The organism is Streptomyces hygroscopicus subsp. hygroscopicus (genome assembly GCF_001553455.1).
Taxonomy (GTDB): Bacteria; Actinomycetota; Actinomycetes; order Streptomycetales; family Streptomycetaceae; genus Streptomyces; species Streptomyces hygroscopicus.
Map to the genome: position 1 here is coordinate 32,239 of NZ_BBOX01000026.1, position 15,939 is coordinate 48,177.

Below are 15,939 nucleotides of genomic sequence, written 5' to 3' on the forward strand. Positions count from 1 at the left end.
GGGAGGGGGACACCGGCCGGTGTCCCCCTCTTCATGAGCCCGCCCCCACGGCAGCCCGCCCGCCTCCCTCCCCCCCGGCCCGTCCCCCGCGATCCGAAAGCCCCCGCATGTACCCGCTCCTGTTCCACCTGATCTTCCGGCGAATGGACCCGGAGAAGGCCCACCACCTGGCCTTCTCCTGGATCCGGCTGGCCGCCCGCACTCCGGTCCTGCGCACCTTCGCCGCCGCCGTCCTCGCCCCCCGCCACACGGCGCTGCGCACCGAGGCGCTCGGCCTGCGGATGCACGGGCCCTTCGGGCTCGCCGCCGGCTTCGACAAGAACGCCACCGGGATCGACGGCATGGCCATGCTGGGCTTCGACCATGTCGAGATCGGCACGGTCACCGCCCAGCCGCAGCCCGGCAACCCCAAGCGGCGGCTCTTCCGGCTGGTCGCCGACCGCGGCCTGATCAACCGGATGGGCTTCAACAACGAGGGCTCGGCGGCGGTCGCGGCCCGGCTCGCGGCCCGCCGCCCGGTCTTCCGCACGGCGGTCGGCGTCAACATCGGCAAGACCAAGGTCGTCCCGGAGGGGGAGGCCGTCGCCGACTACGTGACCTCCACCGAGCGGCTCGCCCCCCACGCCGACTACCTCGTCGTCAACGTCTCCTCGCCCAATACCCCCGGACTGCGGAATCTCCAGGCCGTGGACCAGCTGAAGCCGCTGCTGACCGCGGTCCGCGAGGCCGCCGACCGTACGGTCACCGGCCGCCGGGTGCCACTTCTGGTCAAAATCGCGCCGGACCTCGCCGACGAGGACGTGGACGCGGTCGCCGATCTCGCGGTCGAGCTCGGCCTGGACGGCGTCATCGCCACCAACACGACCATCGCACGGGACGGCCTCGGCCTGGCGTCCCCCTCCCGGCTCACCGCCGAGACCGGCGGTCTGTCCGGCGCCCCGCTGAAGGCGCGCTCCCTTGAGGTGCTGCGCCGCCTGTACGCCCGAGTGGGGGACCGGCTGACTCTGGTCGGGGTCGGCGGGATCGAGACCGCGGACGACGTGTGGGAGCGGATCCTGGCCGGTGCCACGCTGGTGCAGGGCTACAGCGGCTTCATCTACCGGGGCCCGTTCTGGTGCCGTGAGATCCACCGCGGCCTGGCCGCCCGCCTGGCCGCGAGCCCGTACGCCACCCTCGCCGAGGCGGTGGGGGCGGACGCCCACAAGGAGAACGCATGACGACCCCCTTCGGCGCCCGCCTGCGCGCCGCCATGGACGCCCGGGGCCCCCTGTGCGTCGGCATCGACCCGCACGCCTCCCTCCTCGCCGACTGGGGCCTGGGCGACGACGTGGCCGGTCTGGAGCGGTTCACCCGGACCGTCGTGGACGCCCTCGCCGAGCGGGTCGCCGTCCTCAAGCCGCAGTCGGCCTTCTACGAGCGGTTCGGCTCCCGGGGCGTCGCGGTGCTGGAGCGGGCCGTCGCCGACGCCCGCGCCGCCGGGGCGCTGGTGCTGATGGACGCCAAGCGCGGCGACATCGGGTCGACCATGGCCGCGTACGCCTCCGCCTACCTGGACCCCTCCGGCCCGCTGTTCTCCGACGCGGTCACCGTCAGCCCCTACCTCGGCTTCGGCTCGCTGCGCCCGGCGCTGGACGCGGCGCGGGCCGCCGGGGCGGGCGTCTTCGTCCTGGCCCTGACCTCCAACCCGGAGGGCGCCGAGGTGCAGCACGCGGTCCGGCCCGACGGGACGACCGTCGCCGCCTCGGTGCTGGCCTCGCTCAAGGCCGAGAACGCCGCCGAGGCCGCCGGGGGCCGCCTCGGCTCCTACGGCGCGGTCGTCGGGGCGACGCTGGGCGGGGCGGCCGGGGAGGCGGGCGCCGATCTGGCGATCGACGGGCCGCTGCTGGCCCCGGGCATCGGCGCCCAGGGCGCGACCCCCGCCGATCTTCCGGCGGTCTTCGGCCCGGCGGTCCGGAACGTCGTTCCGAGCGTCAGCAGGGGGGTGCTCCGGCACGGCCCGGACGCCGCGTCGCTGGTCGAGGCCGCGTCCCGAATGGCTGAGGAAGTGCGTGCCGTGGCCGAATAACCCAGTTACTTTGTCCGTAAATGTCTGAGTCGAGCGAGTCTGACCAGGACTTTTCGTCTGTTCTCGCTGACTGGAGCGGAATGGGCCGCTAGTCTCCGACGAGAGCGAACGCGCGCTTGCGTTGCGCGTTGCTCCCCAGGTGAGGGGCGACTAGGTTCCTCACCGGTCCATATCCGACAGTTCGACATCCGAGGTGACGTAGGCGTGGCTCTTCCGCCCCTTACCCCTGAACAGCGCGCAGCCGCGCTCGAAAAGGCCGCCGCGGCTCGCCGGGAGCGCGCCGAGGTCAAGAATCGACTCAAGCACTCCGGCGCGTCCCTGCACGAGGTCATCAAGCAGGGCCAGGAGAACGACGTCATCGGCAAGATGAAGGTGTCCGCTCTCCTCGAGTCCCTGCCCGGCGTCGGCAAGGTCCGCGCCAAGCAGATCATGGAGCGGCTCGGCATCTCCGAGAGCCGTCGTGTGCGGGGTCTGGGCTCCAACCAGATCGCATCGCTCGAGCGTGAGTTCGGCGGCGCCGCCGGCTGACGTTTCCAGGCACTCCCGGGAACCTGGATAATCGCTGCATGGCAGCACACTCCGCACGACCGCGACTGACCGTGCTCTCCGGCCCCTCCGGGGTCGGCAAGAGCACGGTCGTCGCCCATCTGCGCAAGGAACACCCCGAGGTCTGGCTCTCGGTCTCCGCCACGACCCGCCGGCCGCGCCCGGGTGAGCGGGACGGCGTCCACTACTTCTTCGTGGACGACGGGGAGTTCGACAAGCTCATCGCCAATGGTGAGCTGCTGGAGTGGGCGGAATTCGCGGGCAACCGCTACGGCACCCCGCGCGAGGCGGTCATGGACCGCCTCGACGCGGGCGAGCCGGTGCTGCTGGAGATCGATCTGCAGGGCGCCCGGCAGGTCCGCGACTCCATGCCGGAGGCACGGCTGGTCTTCCTCGCGCCGCCGAGCTGGGAGGAGCTGGTGCGCCGGCTCACCGGCCGGGGGACCGAGGCGCCCGAGGTCATCGAGCGGCGGCTGGAGGCCGCGCGGACCGAGCTGGCTGCCGAGTCCGAGTTCGATACGACCCTGGTCAACACCTCCGTCGAGGACGTGGCGAACGAGCTGCTAGCCTTGACGCGAGTGGCTTGATCTTCGATTCACTCCTGCCATGAGGCGAAATAAGGAAGGCTAGAGAGTGTCCTCTCCCATGACCGCGCCCGAGGGGATCATCAACCCTCCGATTGATGAGCTGCTCGAGGCCACCGACTCCAAGTACAGCCTGGTGATCTACGCGGCCAAGCGTGCGCGGCAGATCAACGCGTACTACTCCCAGCTCGGCGAGGGCCTGCTCGAGTACGTCGGCCCCCTGGTGGACACCCACGTCCACGAGAAGCCCCTCTCGATCGCGCTCCGCGAGATCAACGCGGGCCTGCTGACCTCCGAGGCCATCGAGGGCCCGGCGCAGTAGGTTCCGGATCGCCCACCACCGGCCCGGCAGCGATGCCGGGCCCGTGGTGTGTCATGGGATACGTGAGGTGACCGGGCGCACCGCGACCGGGCGTACCGTAACGGGGCGTACAACGTACGGCGTACGACGTACCGGTGGGGAGAGCCGAGCGATGGACAAGCCCAAGGTGGTCCTGGGGGTCAGCGGCGGGATCGCCGCCTACAAGGCGTGCGAGCTGCTGCGCCGCCTCACCGAGTCGGGCCACGAGGTACGGGTCGTACCGACCGGCTCGGCGCTGCACTTCGTCGGCGAGGCGACCTGGTCGGCGCTGTCCGGACAGCCGGCGGCGACCGAGGTCTGGACTTCCGTCCACGAGGTGCCCCACGTCCGCATCGGCCAGTCCGCCGACCTGGTCGTGATCGCCCCCGCCACCGCGGACCTGCTCGCCAGGGCCGCCCACGGGCTGGCGGACGACCTGCTCACCAATACGCTGCTCACCGCGCGCTGTCCGGTCGTCTTCGCGCCCGCGATGCACACCGAGATGTGGGAGCACCCGGCCACCCAGGAGAACGTGGCGACCCTGCGCCGCCGCGGCTCGATCGTCATCGAGCCCGCCGTGGGGCGGCTCACCGGGGTGGACACCGGCAAGGGACGGCTGCCCGACCCCGGGGAGATCTTCGAGGTCTGCCGCCGGGTGCTGGCCCGCGGCGCCGAGGCGGTCACCCCCGATCTGGCCGGCCGCCATGTCGTGGTGAGCGCCGGGGGCACCCGCGAGCCGCTGGACCCGGTGCGCTTCCTCGGCAACCGCTCCACCGGCCGGCAGGGGTACGCCCTGGCCCGTTCCGCCGTCGCCCGGGGCGCGCGGGTGACGCTCGTCTCGGCCAACAGCGAGCTGCCCGATCCGGCCGGTGCCGATGTGGTGCGCGTGGGCACCACGGCACAGCTGCGGGAGGCCGTGCTCAAGGCCGCCGCGGACGCCGACGCCGTGGTGATGGCCGCCGCCGTCGCCGACTTCCGTCCCGCGCGCTACGCCGAGGGCAAGATCAAGAAGCGTGACGGCCAGGAGCCGGAGCCGCTCTCCCTGGTACGGAATCCGGACATCCTCGCGGAGCTTTCCGCCGAGCGCGCCCGCCCCGGCCAGATCGTCGTCGGCTTCGCCGCCGAGACCGACGACGTGCTCGCCAACGGCCGCGCCAAGCTCGCCCGCAAGGGCTGCGATCTCCTCGTGGTGAACGAGGTCGGGGAGCACAAGACCTTCGGCGCCGAGACCAACGAGGCCGTGGTGCTCGCCGACGACGGCACCGAGACTCCCGTGCCGTACGGCCCCAAGGGCGCCCTCGCCGACACCGTCTGGGATCTGGTGGCCCGCCGTCTGGGATGAGCCCGCACCCGTGCCCCGCCGGACCGCGGGCGGCGGCCCGGCGGGTCCGGCGGCGGGGGGCCGGGGGCGAGCCCGCGGGAGCGGCCGATCGGGCTCATGACACGTGACCGATCCGGCGGCGTGGCTGTTTTTCCGCTCGGGTCAAGGTATGTTTCCCGGACACGGCCTGCCCGTTCTGTGGGACGGGGATGATTGACCGGTGGACGTGCCGGATAAACTGGCCCAGGAGCCGCACCGGGCGCAGCCCCCGAGCGGTTCCGACCATGATCAGCCAGCAGCCGCTGCAACCCCAGGGAGCGATGTGTCCCGCCGCCTGTTCACCTCGGAATCCGTGACCGAGGGTCACCCCGACAAGATCGCCGACCAGATCAGCGACACCATCCTCGACGCCCTCCTCAAGGAGGACCCGACCTCCCGGGTCGCCGTCGAGACCTTGATCACCACCGGCCTGGTGCACGTGGCCGGGGAGGTGACCACCAAGGCGTACGCCCCGATCGCGGCGCTCGTCCGGAACAAGATCCTCGAGATCGGCTACGACTCGTCGAAGAAGGGCTTCGACGGCGCTTCCTGTGGTGTCTCGGTGTCCATCGGCGCACAGTCCCCGGACATCGCCCAGGGTGTGGACTCCGCCTACGAGCTGCGGGTCCAGGGCGCCGCCGAAGGGGAACAGGGCGACGAGCTGGACAAGCAGGGCGCCGGCGACCAGGGCCTGATGTTCGGGTACGCGTGCGACGAGACCCCCGAGCTGATGCCGCTGCCGATCAACCTGGCGCACCGGCTCTCCCGCCGTCTGTCCGACGTCCGCAAGAACGGGACCATCCCCTACCTGCGCCCGGACGGCAAGACCCAGGTCACCATCGAGTACGACGGCCACAAGGCGGTCCGGCTGGACACCGTCGTGGTCTCCTCCCAGCACGCCTCCGACATCGACCTGGACTCGCTGCTGGCCCCCGACATCCGGGAGTTCGTGGTCGAGCACGTGCTGAACGAGCTCGTCGAGGACGGCATCAAGCTGGAGACCGAGGGCTACCGCCTGCTGGTCAACCCCACCGGGCGCTTCGAGATCGGCGGCCCGATGGGCGACGCCGGCCTCACCGGCCGCAAGATCATCATCGACACCTACGGCGGCATGTCCCGCCACGGCGGCGGTGCCTTCTCCGGCAAGGACCCCTCCAAGGTCGACCGCTCCGCCGCCTACGCCATGCGCTGGGTCGCCAAGAACGTGGTGGCCGCCGGCCTCGCCCAGCGCTGCGAGGTACAGGTCGCGTACGCCATCGGCAAGGCCGAGCCGGTCGGCCTCTTCGTCGAGACCTTCGGCACCGCCGCGGTCGACGCCGAGAAGATCGAGAAGGCCATCTCCGAGGTCTTCGACCTCCGCCCGGCCGCGATCATCCGCGACCTCGACCTGCTGCGCCCGATCTACGCCCAGACCGCGGCCTACGGCCACTTCGGCCGCGAGCTCCCCGACTTCACCTGGGAGCGCACCGACCGCGTCGACGCCCTCCGCGCGGCGGCGGGCCTGTAAGGCCCGGCCGGATACCACGACACCTCGGCGAAGGCCCGCCACGTCCCTGCGGCGTGGTGGGCCTTCGCCCGCGTCAAGCCGTCTCGCCGACAGAGCCGAAAGTGCCAGGGCCCAGGTCCGGCTCGGGTGGAGGTGGAGGTTCGTCGAAGCGCTGTCTGACCTCCTCCGCGATGTCCGCAAAGCCTTGGGCGCGCAACGCGTCAGCGATCCGTCGCCCGAGCATCGCTCGGCCATCGGAGTCCTCATCCAGCCGCAGCAGGTCCATCGCCCGTTCGAATAGATCCGCCACACTTGCTTCCTCGAACCCACGTGTGGTGTGGAAGGAGCCGTCGTAGAACAGGTCGTCGGGCGCGGGGCGGCTCTCGCCCCATGCCGGTTCTCGCTCTGGTGGGAGATCGCTCACCAGATGCCGGAATCGCTCGGGGATCTCCGTGTTGTTCGCCGCTGACGACAGCTGCGCCAGCGGGCCGATGAGATTGACGGCCTTCTCGATGTGGTCGTCGTTCTTCGCCATCCACCACACGACGGCGCTTCCAGGGTCCTTGAACACGTCCTCGCCGAGGTACGCGCGCTTATTGCGCTCGTAATTGCGTTCGTGCTCCCAGACCTCTTCGTCCTTCCGCACGGTGGAAAGCTTGCGCAGGCGCTCCATATCAGCCTCGGTGAGCCTGAGCGTGACGTCCTCGGCCAGCGCCTTCACTCTCCCGGTGGAGTCCGCCGCCATAGTGCCCAGCGCTCCATTGAGCTGGTGCTGGGCGAGCGAGCTCCGGTGCGGGGGCTGCGTCGCGGTGATGCGCCGAGCCCGATCGAGTACCGCGTCGACGGCGAGCGCACCCGGGTTGACGTATGGAGCATCGGCTGAGGAGTGGCCGGGGCACCAGCGGATCGTGGCGGAGAACAGGAAGTCGTAGTCGGGCACGGCGCTGGGCAGAGCCACCTCGCTCACCACGCACTCCCAACGCTCCGGCTCAGGAACGGGCAGATCGGGCTCCAGCGTGCGGTCCGGGGGAATCGGTCCATGGGACGGGCCCACCGCTCTGGCGGTCAGCGCTGAGCCGGTCAGGAGTAGCACGGCGATGACGGTCCAGACCCATAGGGGCCAGTTCATCAGCAGGCCGACGATGGCCAGGATCAAGCCGCAGATCACGGTGAGGAAACCTGTCATCGTCTTGTGACCGGAACTCATGGCACAGTCTCCTCGGTCTGGATGCCCTGGGCGGCATCGATCTTCTGTACGAAGCGGTGGGCGAGAGGTTGGCGCGCGGCCCAATCGGTGGACGAGGCCGAGGCCCAATTCCGCGAGATGACATAGAGCCGGTTGAAAGCGTCCGTGCGTTGTTCGCAGGCGCCGACCAGTACATCCAGCAGCGCCTCGCGGTGCGTGGCCGCCGCTCCGGCTGCGTCCAACCAGGCTTCGACGGGCTCTCGCCACGTCTCACGTGGGCGTGCTCGCATCAAGGCTGCCCAGCCCCTGGTGAGTACGTGTCGTACTGCCAGGGTCACGTACAGTGCGCGAGTGCGGGAGGCGGTGTCGGCCAGAGCCAGGAAGATATCGGCGTCGGCGGAGTAGCGCTCGATGTCGATGCGTTCCAGCAGCAGACGGAAGAGCCGACTGTCGCTCCGTGCGAGCGTGAGCAACTCGTCCTGGGCCCGGTCCTTGCCGGTTCCGTTCTTCCGGCGAGCCAGGTGGTGCAGTCGCACCAGCGCCTGATCGGGGTGACGGACGGCCATCACCTTGGAGCAGACAGTGATGAGGGCGTGCCTTCGCCATCTGGGCAGATCGGCGACGAGGGAGGAAAAGTAGATCTTACGGCGGAAGACATGGCCGAACCGGTCGTGCCGGAGCCCTTCGGCCAGTGCCTGAGTCGCGTCCGCCAGTACATCCCCCGTGGAGTCCGCTCCGGTCCACTGCTCGGCCAGCCACCAAAGGTCTTCCGGACGGCCGGTCCGCAAAACTTGCTCTGCGAACCGTCCGATCAGCGCGGTGCGGGTGCTCTGGTCGAGCCAGTGCACGCAGTCCCGTACCCAGCGGCGGAACTCGTTCCGTAAGTCTGGGAAGTATGTCCAGAAGTGGGCGCGGACTGCCGAGTCGTAAGCCCAGGTTTCGAAGCGAACCCGCCCGTCCGGGCCGGTGGTGGCTCCAATCTCCGTGAACTGCCGAGCCAGATCGGTGCGATTCAGTCGGGGGCTCTCGTGATCCGGGTGACCCACCACGGTGAGCAGAGAGGTCGCGCCCCGGAAGACGGTGTCGGGCGTGGATTTGTGGAACATGGCCAGGGACAGGAGCAGGGCCCGCTGACGCCCATCCCCCAGAGATGCGACGCGCGCCGCGACTTCGCTGCCCCGGTCGGTCAGTGCGGCGAGGGCCTTCTGGGCCCATTGGGCAAAGGAGTCGGTGGGCTCTCCGTCCTCCTTGGCGCGCCGTATGAGGTCGGCCAGTCTCGCCAGCTCCCCTGCTCCCGCTGCCGCCGTGTACCGAGCCAGCTCGGGCGACGCCAGTTCGGTGAGGGCAGGGCGGATACCGCCGACTCGCAGATGGCGCATGAGCAGATCATTTGCGTCCGGCTGTTCGACTTCGGCGGTGAACGGCAGGAATTCGGCTCCTCGGGTCTGATCGATCTGCTGGGGCAGCACGATCACGAGTCGGCATCCGCGCTGTTGCACCTTGGACCGGAGCCCGGAGAGCTCGTTCTGTAGCGTGCTGTAGCGGATTCCATCCATCTCGGAGAGGTCCAGCAGCATGCTCTCGCCTTCGCGGACGGCATGACCGGCCAGGAAGGGTGCTTCGTCCTCGACGTCGAGTTCGTGAATTCCGCCGGAGTCGTCAGACAGCTGGTGCAGCAGCATGAGCGCCGCCGTCCGCCGCCCGCTGCCCGGCGGGCCGGAGAGCAGGACGCTGCCGTGCTGGAGCAGAAGGCCGCGAGCCTGTGCGAAGCCCTTCGGGGCGACGAAGCGGAGGGAGAGGCTGTCGAGCTGGTCCTGGGCGATGGTGTGAGGGTCCTTGCCCCGGGCCCCGACCCGTGCCGACGCGGCGCTGATGTAATAGATGTACTGGTTGCCGTCGCCCGTATGCGTGGTCCCATGAGCCTCATGGACGTAGGTGCTGGTGGCCTCATGCATCACTGGTCGTCCCCGCGGCGGCGGGCGGTCCCGAACTGGACGCTGCCATGGTTGTCCCCGGCGACGTAGTTGGTGTTCTCGCCGTGAAACTGTGGCTTGTTGATCTGCTGGTGTCCGCTTCCGGTGTGAAGCGGACCGTAGGACTCCTGGACGAACGTTCCGAGCGTCCCGTGGACCGTTCCGACGCCGCCGTGCTGATCGTGATGGTTCGTACCGGTCTCATGCGCGAGGTCTGGGGCGGCCGCCTGCTTGTCGAGGTCGGCCAGCCTCGGTACTTGTTTGACAAGACGGTCGGCCAGCCGGTTGATATCGGCCTCCGGGCTGCGTAGCGAAAACCGCTCGTACTGGCACTCGGCGAGCTTGCCGAGCGACTTCGGCAGCCGTCGTGGATCCAACTGCTCGACTCCTCGTCCGAGGAGGACAGGGACGACGAGCACCCCATGGGCGAACGCCTCCTCGATTTCCCGGCGCACCCAGTCGTCCGGATTGGTCAGTGCCCGGCGTCCTGCGCGCTTGCGGTCCGGAGCGTCCAGCCACTGCTCTCCGATGAGCGCGAGCAGGACACTGCTCCTCCGGACGCCGCTCAGCATGGTGTCGATGTAGTTGGCGCCGGGATCGATGGACTTGGTGGCGCGGAACACACTCTCGGTCCCAAACCGTGCCGAGAGCTTTTCGTCAAAGATGAAGGCGGCTTCTTTTCCGTCCTTGGTGCGGTAGTTGATGAACACTTCTTCCACGGTGCTGGGTCCTTCCTAGGCAGCTGTGGTGGTCAGAACAGCGGACAGATCCGGGCTGAGCGCGCGCACGGAGGCGTTACGCGGATGGCGTCCCAGCACCCTGGCGAGCCGACGCAGATCGGCTCCGATCGTGGCGGAATGGACGAGCCCGACCGAGCCGAGGAGACCGCGTGTCAGCTCGCAGGCGTGGTCGACTTCCCCCGCCGCCGCATGCGCCAGAGCGAGGCGGATGCCGTACCGGGACCGGGCGCGCAGGGCGTGTTCCGGGAGCTTGACCGTCTCCTTGCCCAGGGTCTCGGCTGCTTGCTGGGGGCGTCCCAGCTCGTACAGGCACCAGCCGGTGAACATGGACACGACGTCGGTCAGCTGTGAGGTGCCGATCACCGGCGCTTCCTGCTCCCTGGCGTCGATGGCCAGCAGCTCACGGGCCAGGTCCAGACTGCGCATGCAGGCCGTGTAGTCGCCGGCGACGGCATGGCTCTGAGCCAGCTTCTGGGCGGCGAGGCCCTGGACACGGGGTGGTGCGTTGCTGTCCCGCGCGGCCTCGGCCAGCGCGATGGCCCTGGCCACGTCACCGCTGAAAAGGCTGATCAGGGCCTGGCGGACAAGGCCGTACGTGGCGAGACCTTGGTCCTCGCACGCCGTCGCCAGCGCCACCGCCCGGTCCGTCCACCACAGCGCGGCTCCGTCGTTCCCGGACTCCTGCGCCATCCAGCCGGTGTACTCGGCATACCGGGACGCGAGAGTCAGCAACTCGTGTCGTGCGCGAGGCCCCGAGCGAGACGCCAACTGCTCCAAGGAGTGGGTCTGCGCAATGAGCGGCGGTAGCACCGCGCCCGGCCCCGCGGCCTGGCCGAGCTGCCGGAACTGGATGAATAACGCTCTAGACGCGTCGACCAGGCTCATGCCGCCGGCTTCGGCCGATAGACGAATGCCATCGACTCCCATCGCTAGGAAGGAGGACGCCCCCGCCGCGATGACCTGGCGGCGGTCCATCCGCCGGAAGGAGCTCGATCCGTTTTTACTTAGGCGCATCAACCACACCTCACCGTCCTGGCTGGTTTTTGGTACGGCGCGGGCCATCGGAGTCTGGTTGGGCACCAGGTCCGCCAGCGCGCCTCCGGCCTTCAATTGCGTGTCGCAGAGCCTGGCCAGCTCCGGTGTGGGGCGTTTGAGTCCACGCTCCACCTTGCTCAGCTGGCCCTTGCTGTAGTGCACCAACTTGCTCAGCCGCTCCAGCGACAGCTCCGCCGCGAGACGTCGCCTGCGTAGCTCTCGCCCGAACTCGTGAGACTGCTCCAGCACATCGACCTCCGTGACCGTCCGCCGGAGCAGCCAGCGGCCGCCGCGTGTCAGGTTGCGGCCAGGCAGCACCGCGGAACAAGGCGAAATGGGGGGTTTCCCGTTTCCTCTTAGCAGGCAAGTGCAATCGGCTCGGCCTGTCGAGATGGCCGAGCGGCAGCACTACGCCGCGTCCCTGTCGGCGGCTTCTGATAGGACTGAAGCTGTGAGCAGGGACAACGAGCGGCCGAGGGACCCGGCGGAGCCGTCGGAGGGCGAGCAGCTCGCGCTCATTCGGGAGACCGTGCGCAAGGCCAAGGTGGAGCGGGCCAAGCCGCGGACCTGGCGGGGGGCCGCGCTGGCCGGGGAGCTGCCGGTGGCGCGGGTGCTCGTCGACAAGGGGCCGGTCCACCTCGACAAGCTGTGGGACTACGCGGTGCCCGCCGAGATGGACGCCGAGGCCCGGCCCGGGGTGCGGGTGCGGGTGCGGTTCGGGGCCGGGACGGGGAAGGTGCGCGAGGGGCGGCGCGAGGGCGGCGGGCTGCTCGACGGATACCTCATCGAGCGCGTCGCCGAGTCCGAGTACCGGGGCCCGCTGGCCGCCCTCGCGCAGGTGGTCTCCCCGGAGCCGGTGCTGGGGCCGGGGCTGCTGGCGCTGTGCCGGGCGGTCGCCGACCGGTACGCCGGATCGCTCGCCGATGTGCTGCAGCTGGCCGTGCCGAAGCGCAACGCCCGCGCCGAGGCCGAGCCCTCACCGCCGCCGCTGCCCCCGCCGCCGGTGCCCGCGCCCGGGAGCTGGGCGCGCTATCCGGCCGGGCCCGGGTTCCTGGAGGCGCTCGCGGGCGGGGACCGGCCGCGGGCCGTCTGGACCGCGCTGCCCGGACCGCACTGGCCGTGGGAGTGGGCCACCGCCGTGGCCGCCACGCTCGCCTCCGGCCGCGGGGCGCTCGTCGTCGTCCCCGACGGGCGGACCGCCGCGCGGGTGGACGCGGCGCTCCTGGAGGTGCTCGGCGGTCCGGGGCGGCATGTGCTGCTCACCGCCGACCTCGGGCCCGAGGAGCGCTACCGCCGCTGGCTCGCGGTCAGCCGGGGCTCGGTCCGGGCCGTGGTGGGCACCCGGGCGGCGATGTTCGCACCGGTCCGGGGCCTCGGGCTGGTGGGGATCTGGGACGACGGGGACCGCAGCCACAGCGACGACCGGCTGCCGCAGCCACACGCCCGCGATGTGCTGCTGCTGCGCGCCGTCCACGAGCGGACGGGCTTTCTGCTGGGCGATCTGGGCCGCACCGTCGAGGCCGCCCAGCTGGTGGAGAACGGCTGGGCCCGGCCGCTCGAAGCCGACCGTGAGCAGGTCCGGGCCGCCGCCCCGCTGATCCGTACCGTCGACGAGGGGGAGGTGGCCCGGGACGCGGAGGCCCGTGCCGCCCGGCTGCCCACGCTCGCCTGGCAGACCGTACGGGAGGCGCTGACCCGGGGCCCGGTGCTGGTGCAGGTGCCGCGCCGGGGCTATGTGCCGAAGCTGGCCTGTGAGCGCTGCCGGGAGCCCGCGCGCTGCGCCCACTGCTCGGGTCCGCTGGAGGCGCGGGACGCGGACCATCTGGTGTGCGGATGGTGCGGGCGGGCCGAACCCTCCTGGCACTGCGGCGCATGCGGGGGCGTGCGGCTGCGGGCGTCCGTCGTCGGCGCCCGGCGCACCGCCGAGGAGCTGGGCCGGGCCTTCCCAGCCGTTCCCGTCCGCACCTCCGGCCGTGACCATGTGCTCACCTCCGTTCCGGACCGTCCGGCGCTCGTCGTCTCCACACCGGGCGCCGAGCCGGTCGCGGAGGGCGGTTACGCGGCGGCGCTGCTGCTCGACGGCTGGGCCCTGCTCGGCCGCCCCGATCTGCGCGCGGGCGAGGACGCGCTGCACCACTGGCTGGAGGCGGCGTCGCTGGTCCGCGGCCATGGCGCGGGCGGTGGGGACGGGGAGAGCGGCCGGGGCGGCACCGTGGTGATCATGGCCGAGCCGACGCTGCGGCCCGTCCAGGCGCTGGTGCGCTGGGACCCGGCCGGTTATGCCGCGCGTGAGCTGGCCGAACGGTCCCAGCTGGGCTTCCCGCCGATCTCGCGGATGGCGGCGGTGACCGGGCCCGCGGAGGCGGTGGCCGAGCTGATCGCCTCGGCCGGGCTGCCCGAGGGGGCCGAGACGCTGGGCCCCGTGCCGCTTCCCCCGGTGCCCCCCGGCCGCCCGCGCCGCCCCGGAGACCCGCCGCCGGGCGAGCTCTGGGAGCGTGCGCTGCTCCGGGTGCGGCCCGGCCAGGGCAGCGCCCTGGCGGCGGCTCTCAAGGAGGCGAAGGCGCGCCGCCTGGCCCGGGGGGAGAGGGACCCCGCGGTACGGGTGGATCCCCTGGACATCGGCTGAGTCCGCCGCGGGGTCTCGAAACGTCGCGGGCTCTTGAACGCCGTGGGTCTGTGAACGCCACGGGGCTTCGGATGCCGCGTGGGCCACCGCGGACCCTCACCAGCCGGGGTCCCGGAACGCCGCGCGTCCTCCCGCACCGGGGGCCGCTCCTACCGGGAGCCGCCGAAAACCGCGCGTCCTGGGCGAGGCGAGCCCTCAGAAGGGGGGCCGGGGGCTCGGGAGGGTGCCGGGCCGGGAATCCTCGCGGACCGACGGCGTCGACCGCGGCGGGACCGTGCGCGCGGCGGGCACCGAGGGGACGCCGGCGGGCTCGGCCGAGCGGCCCGTGGACGTCTCGCCGCCCTCGGACGCGTTCTGCGCGGCGGCCCGGCGGGCGCCGTAACGGCGGTGCACCGCCTGCTTGGTGACGCCGAGGGCCGAGCCCACCGCGTCCCAGGAGAAACCGAGCGAGCGATCGAAGTCGACCGCCGCCGTGACCAGCGTCTCGACGCTGTCCCGCAGCTCTTGGGCGAGCCGCACGGTGGGGGCCGGGGCGCGTCCGTACACCACGAAACCGGCGGACGGGCCGGTGCGCCGCGGGCGGTAGACGTTGCCGAGCTGGGCGGTGAGCGTGCGCAGCGCGTCCACCTGTCGGCGAACCCGCTCGATGTCCCGGACCAGGAGGTGCAGGCTGGCCCGTGCCTGGGCGTCATGAGTTGCGTGGTCGGCCATGTACAAGCCTCTCGAACCGGCGTTGACGGGGGAATGTGGGGGGGATGGGGGTGACGGTGAGGGGAGGGAGGGGGCTGATGCGGGTGAGTTGGGGACGGACGGACGGCGGGAAACGCATCGGGCCGCGACAGCGGCCCGATGCGGTCAATCTGCCTTGACCAACGCGGCACCCGCCCGTCGGTCACGGTCCGGGGCGTGCGGGAGTCCGCTCGTACGCCCCCTCAGCCGGCGGACCATAGACTTCCCCCTGTCCGCGACGTCCCGCCGTATCCGCTGTCGAGAGGTAGTTCGCCACCCATGAGGCTCGTCTTCGCCGGTACCCCCGAGGTCGCCCTGCCCGCTCTGGACGCGTTGATCGCGTCGGAGAGGCACGAGGTGGTGGCCGTGGTGACGCGTCCCGACGCGCCCGCCGGGCGCGGTCGCCGGATGGTGGCCAGCCCGGTCGCCGAGCGGGCCGAGGAGGCGGGCATCGAGGTGCTCAAGCCGGCCAGGCCGCGCGATCCGGAGTTCCTCGCCCGGCTCGGCGAGATCGCGCCCGACTGCTGCCCGGTGGTGGCCTACGGCGCGCTGCTGCCCAAGGCCGCGCTGGACATCCCGGCGCACGGCTGGGTCAATCTGCACTTCTCGCTCCTCCCGGCGTGGCGGGGCGCGGCCCCGGTGCAGCACGCCGTGCTCGCGGGTGACGAGATGACCGGCGCCTCGACCTTCCAGATCGAGGAAGGGCTGGACTCCGGGCCGGTGTTCGGGGTGGTGACGGAGGAGGTGCGGGCCACCGACACCAGCGGCGATCTGCTGACCCGGCTGGCCTTCGCCGGTGCCGGGCTGCTGGAGGCCACGATGGACGGCATCGAGAACGGCACCCTGCGCCCGGTGCCGCAGCCGGCCGAGGGCGTCTCGCTCGCCCCGAAGATCACCGTCGAGGACGCGGAGATCGACTGGACGGCCCCCGCCCTGCGCGTCGACCGGCTGGTGCGGGCGTGCACCCCCGCCCCGGGCGCCTGGACCACCTTCCGGGGGGAGCGGCTGAAGGTCGTCTCGGCGCGGCCGGTGGCGGACCGTACGGATCTGGAGCCCGGCCGGCTGGCCGCGACCAAGAAGGCGGTGTACGTGGGCACCGGCAGCCACGCCGTCGAGCTGACCTGGGTGCGGCCGCAGGGCAAGAAGCCGATGCCCGCGGCGGACTGGGCGCGCGGCGTGCGGATCGCGGAGGGCGAGCGGCTCGGGGCCTGAGCGGGACCGCCGGCACGCCGGGGCGGCGGAGTTGACCTCAACCTTAGTTGAGGTTCT

14 protein-coding genes are annotated in these 15,939 nt (G+C 71.4%); 9 read left to right on the forward strand and 5 right to left on the reverse strand.

All coding sequences use genetic code 11. The features are described from left to right. Positions 1–107 precede the first annotated feature (107 nt). From AXW62_RS03855 to metK, 7 genes are all read left to right on the forward strand, one after another. The gene (locus AXW62_RS03855; protein ID WP_060943239.1) at positions 108–1,217 is read left to right on the forward strand and encodes a quinone-dependent dihydroorotate dehydrogenase; all 1,110 of its coding nucleotides are present in this window, start codon (positions 108–110) and stop codon (positions 1,215–1,217) included. Continuing rightward, positions 1,214–2,065: an orotidine-5'-phosphate decarboxylase gene (gene pyrF / locus AXW62_RS03860; RefSeq protein WP_060943240.1), complete on the forward strand. Its 852-nt coding sequence runs from the start codon at positions 1,214–1,216 to the stop codon at positions 2,063–2,065. The genes AXW62_RS03855 and pyrF overlap by 4 nt, the downstream gene beginning before the upstream one ends. A 204-nt stretch (positions 2,066–2,269) precedes the next feature. Next, a complete protein-coding gene (locus AXW62_RS03865; protein ID WP_009713618.1) occupies positions 2,270–2,593 on the forward strand; it encodes an integration host factor in 324 nt (107 codons plus the stop codon). A gap of 38 nt (positions 2,594–2,631) precedes the next feature. Next, positions 2,632–3,198 (forward strand): guanylate kinase, encoded by a 567-nt coding sequence (gene gmk, locus AXW62_RS03870; protein ID WP_060943241.1) that lies wholly within the window; start codon positions 2,632–2,634, stop codon positions 3,196–3,198. Positions 3,199–3,256: 58 nt separating this feature from the next. After that, positions 3,257–3,517 carry a DNA-directed RNA polymerase subunit omega gene (rpoZ, locus tag AXW62_RS03875; RefSeq protein ID WP_020867048.1) on the forward strand — a complete coding sequence of 87 codons (261 nt, stop codon included), beginning with the start codon at positions 3,257–3,259 and terminating at the stop codon, positions 3,515–3,517. 151 nt (positions 3,518–3,668) lie between these two features. Then, positions 3,669–4,877, forward strand: a complete 1,209-nt coding sequence (coaBC, locus tag AXW62_RS03880; protein ID WP_060943242.1) for a bifunctional phosphopantothenoylcysteine decarboxylase/phosphopantothenate--cysteine ligase CoaBC — start codon at positions 3,669–3,671, stop codon at positions 4,875–4,877. Between the two features lie 301 nt (positions 4,878–5,178). After that, positions 5,179–6,402: a methionine adenosyltransferase gene (metK, locus tag AXW62_RS03885; RefSeq protein ID WP_060943243.1), complete on the forward strand. Its 1,224-nt coding sequence runs from the start codon at positions 5,179–5,181 to the stop codon at positions 6,400–6,402. A gap of 73 nt (positions 6,403–6,475) precedes the next feature. Here metK and AXW62_RS03890 read toward each other — a convergent pair whose 3' ends face one another. Genes AXW62_RS03890 through AXW62_RS03905 form a run of 4 tightly spaced genes read right to left on the reverse strand, consistent with a single transcriptional unit; the run spans position 6,476 to position 11,564 of the window. Next, a complete protein-coding gene (locus AXW62_RS03890; RefSeq protein WP_060943244.1) occupies positions 6,476–7,588 on the reverse strand; it encodes an SdpI family protein in 1,113 nt (370 codons plus the stop codon). Next, a complete protein-coding gene (locus tag AXW62_RS03895; RefSeq protein WP_060943245.1) occupies positions 7,585–9,522 on the reverse strand; it encodes an nSTAND3 domain-containing NTPase in 1,938 nt (645 codons plus the stop codon). The genes AXW62_RS03890 and AXW62_RS03895 overlap by 4 nt, the downstream gene beginning before the upstream one ends. Continuing rightward, complete coding sequence (locus AXW62_RS03900; RefSeq protein WP_060943246.1) at positions 9,522–10,259, reverse strand: toll/interleukin-1 receptor domain-containing protein; 738 nt, start codon at positions 10,257–10,259, stop codon at positions 9,522–9,524. The genes AXW62_RS03895 and AXW62_RS03900 overlap by 1 nt, the downstream gene beginning before the upstream one ends. Positions 10,260–10,274: 15 nt before the next feature. Next, the gene (locus AXW62_RS03905; protein ID WP_060943284.1) at positions 10,275–11,564 is read right to left on the reverse strand and encodes an NsdA family TPR-like regulatory protein; all 1,290 of its coding nucleotides are present in this window, start codon (positions 11,562–11,564) and stop codon (positions 10,275–10,277) included. Positions 11,565–11,766: 202 nt separating this feature from the next. Here AXW62_RS03905 and AXW62_RS03910 point away from each other — a divergent pair, with 202 nt between their 5' ends. After that, positions 11,767–13,941 (forward strand): primosomal protein N', encoded by a 2,175-nt coding sequence (locus AXW62_RS03910; protein WP_060943247.1) that lies wholly within the window; start codon positions 11,767–11,769, stop codon positions 13,939–13,941. A 195-nt stretch (positions 13,942–14,136) separates the two neighbouring features. Here AXW62_RS03910 and AXW62_RS03915 read toward each other — a convergent pair whose 3' ends face one another. Then, complete coding sequence (locus AXW62_RS03915; RefSeq protein ID WP_030826658.1) at positions 14,137–14,652, reverse strand: hypothetical protein; 516 nt, start codon at positions 14,650–14,652, stop codon at positions 14,137–14,139. A gap of 297 nt (positions 14,653–14,949) precedes the next feature. On the opposite strand from AXW62_RS03915, the gene fmt reads away from it, so the two are divergent. After that, positions 14,950–15,882 (forward strand): methionyl-tRNA formyltransferase, encoded by a 933-nt coding sequence (fmt, locus tag AXW62_RS03920; RefSeq protein WP_060943248.1) that lies wholly within the window; start codon positions 14,950–14,952, stop codon positions 15,880–15,882. Positions 15,883–15,939 lie beyond the last annotated feature (57 nt).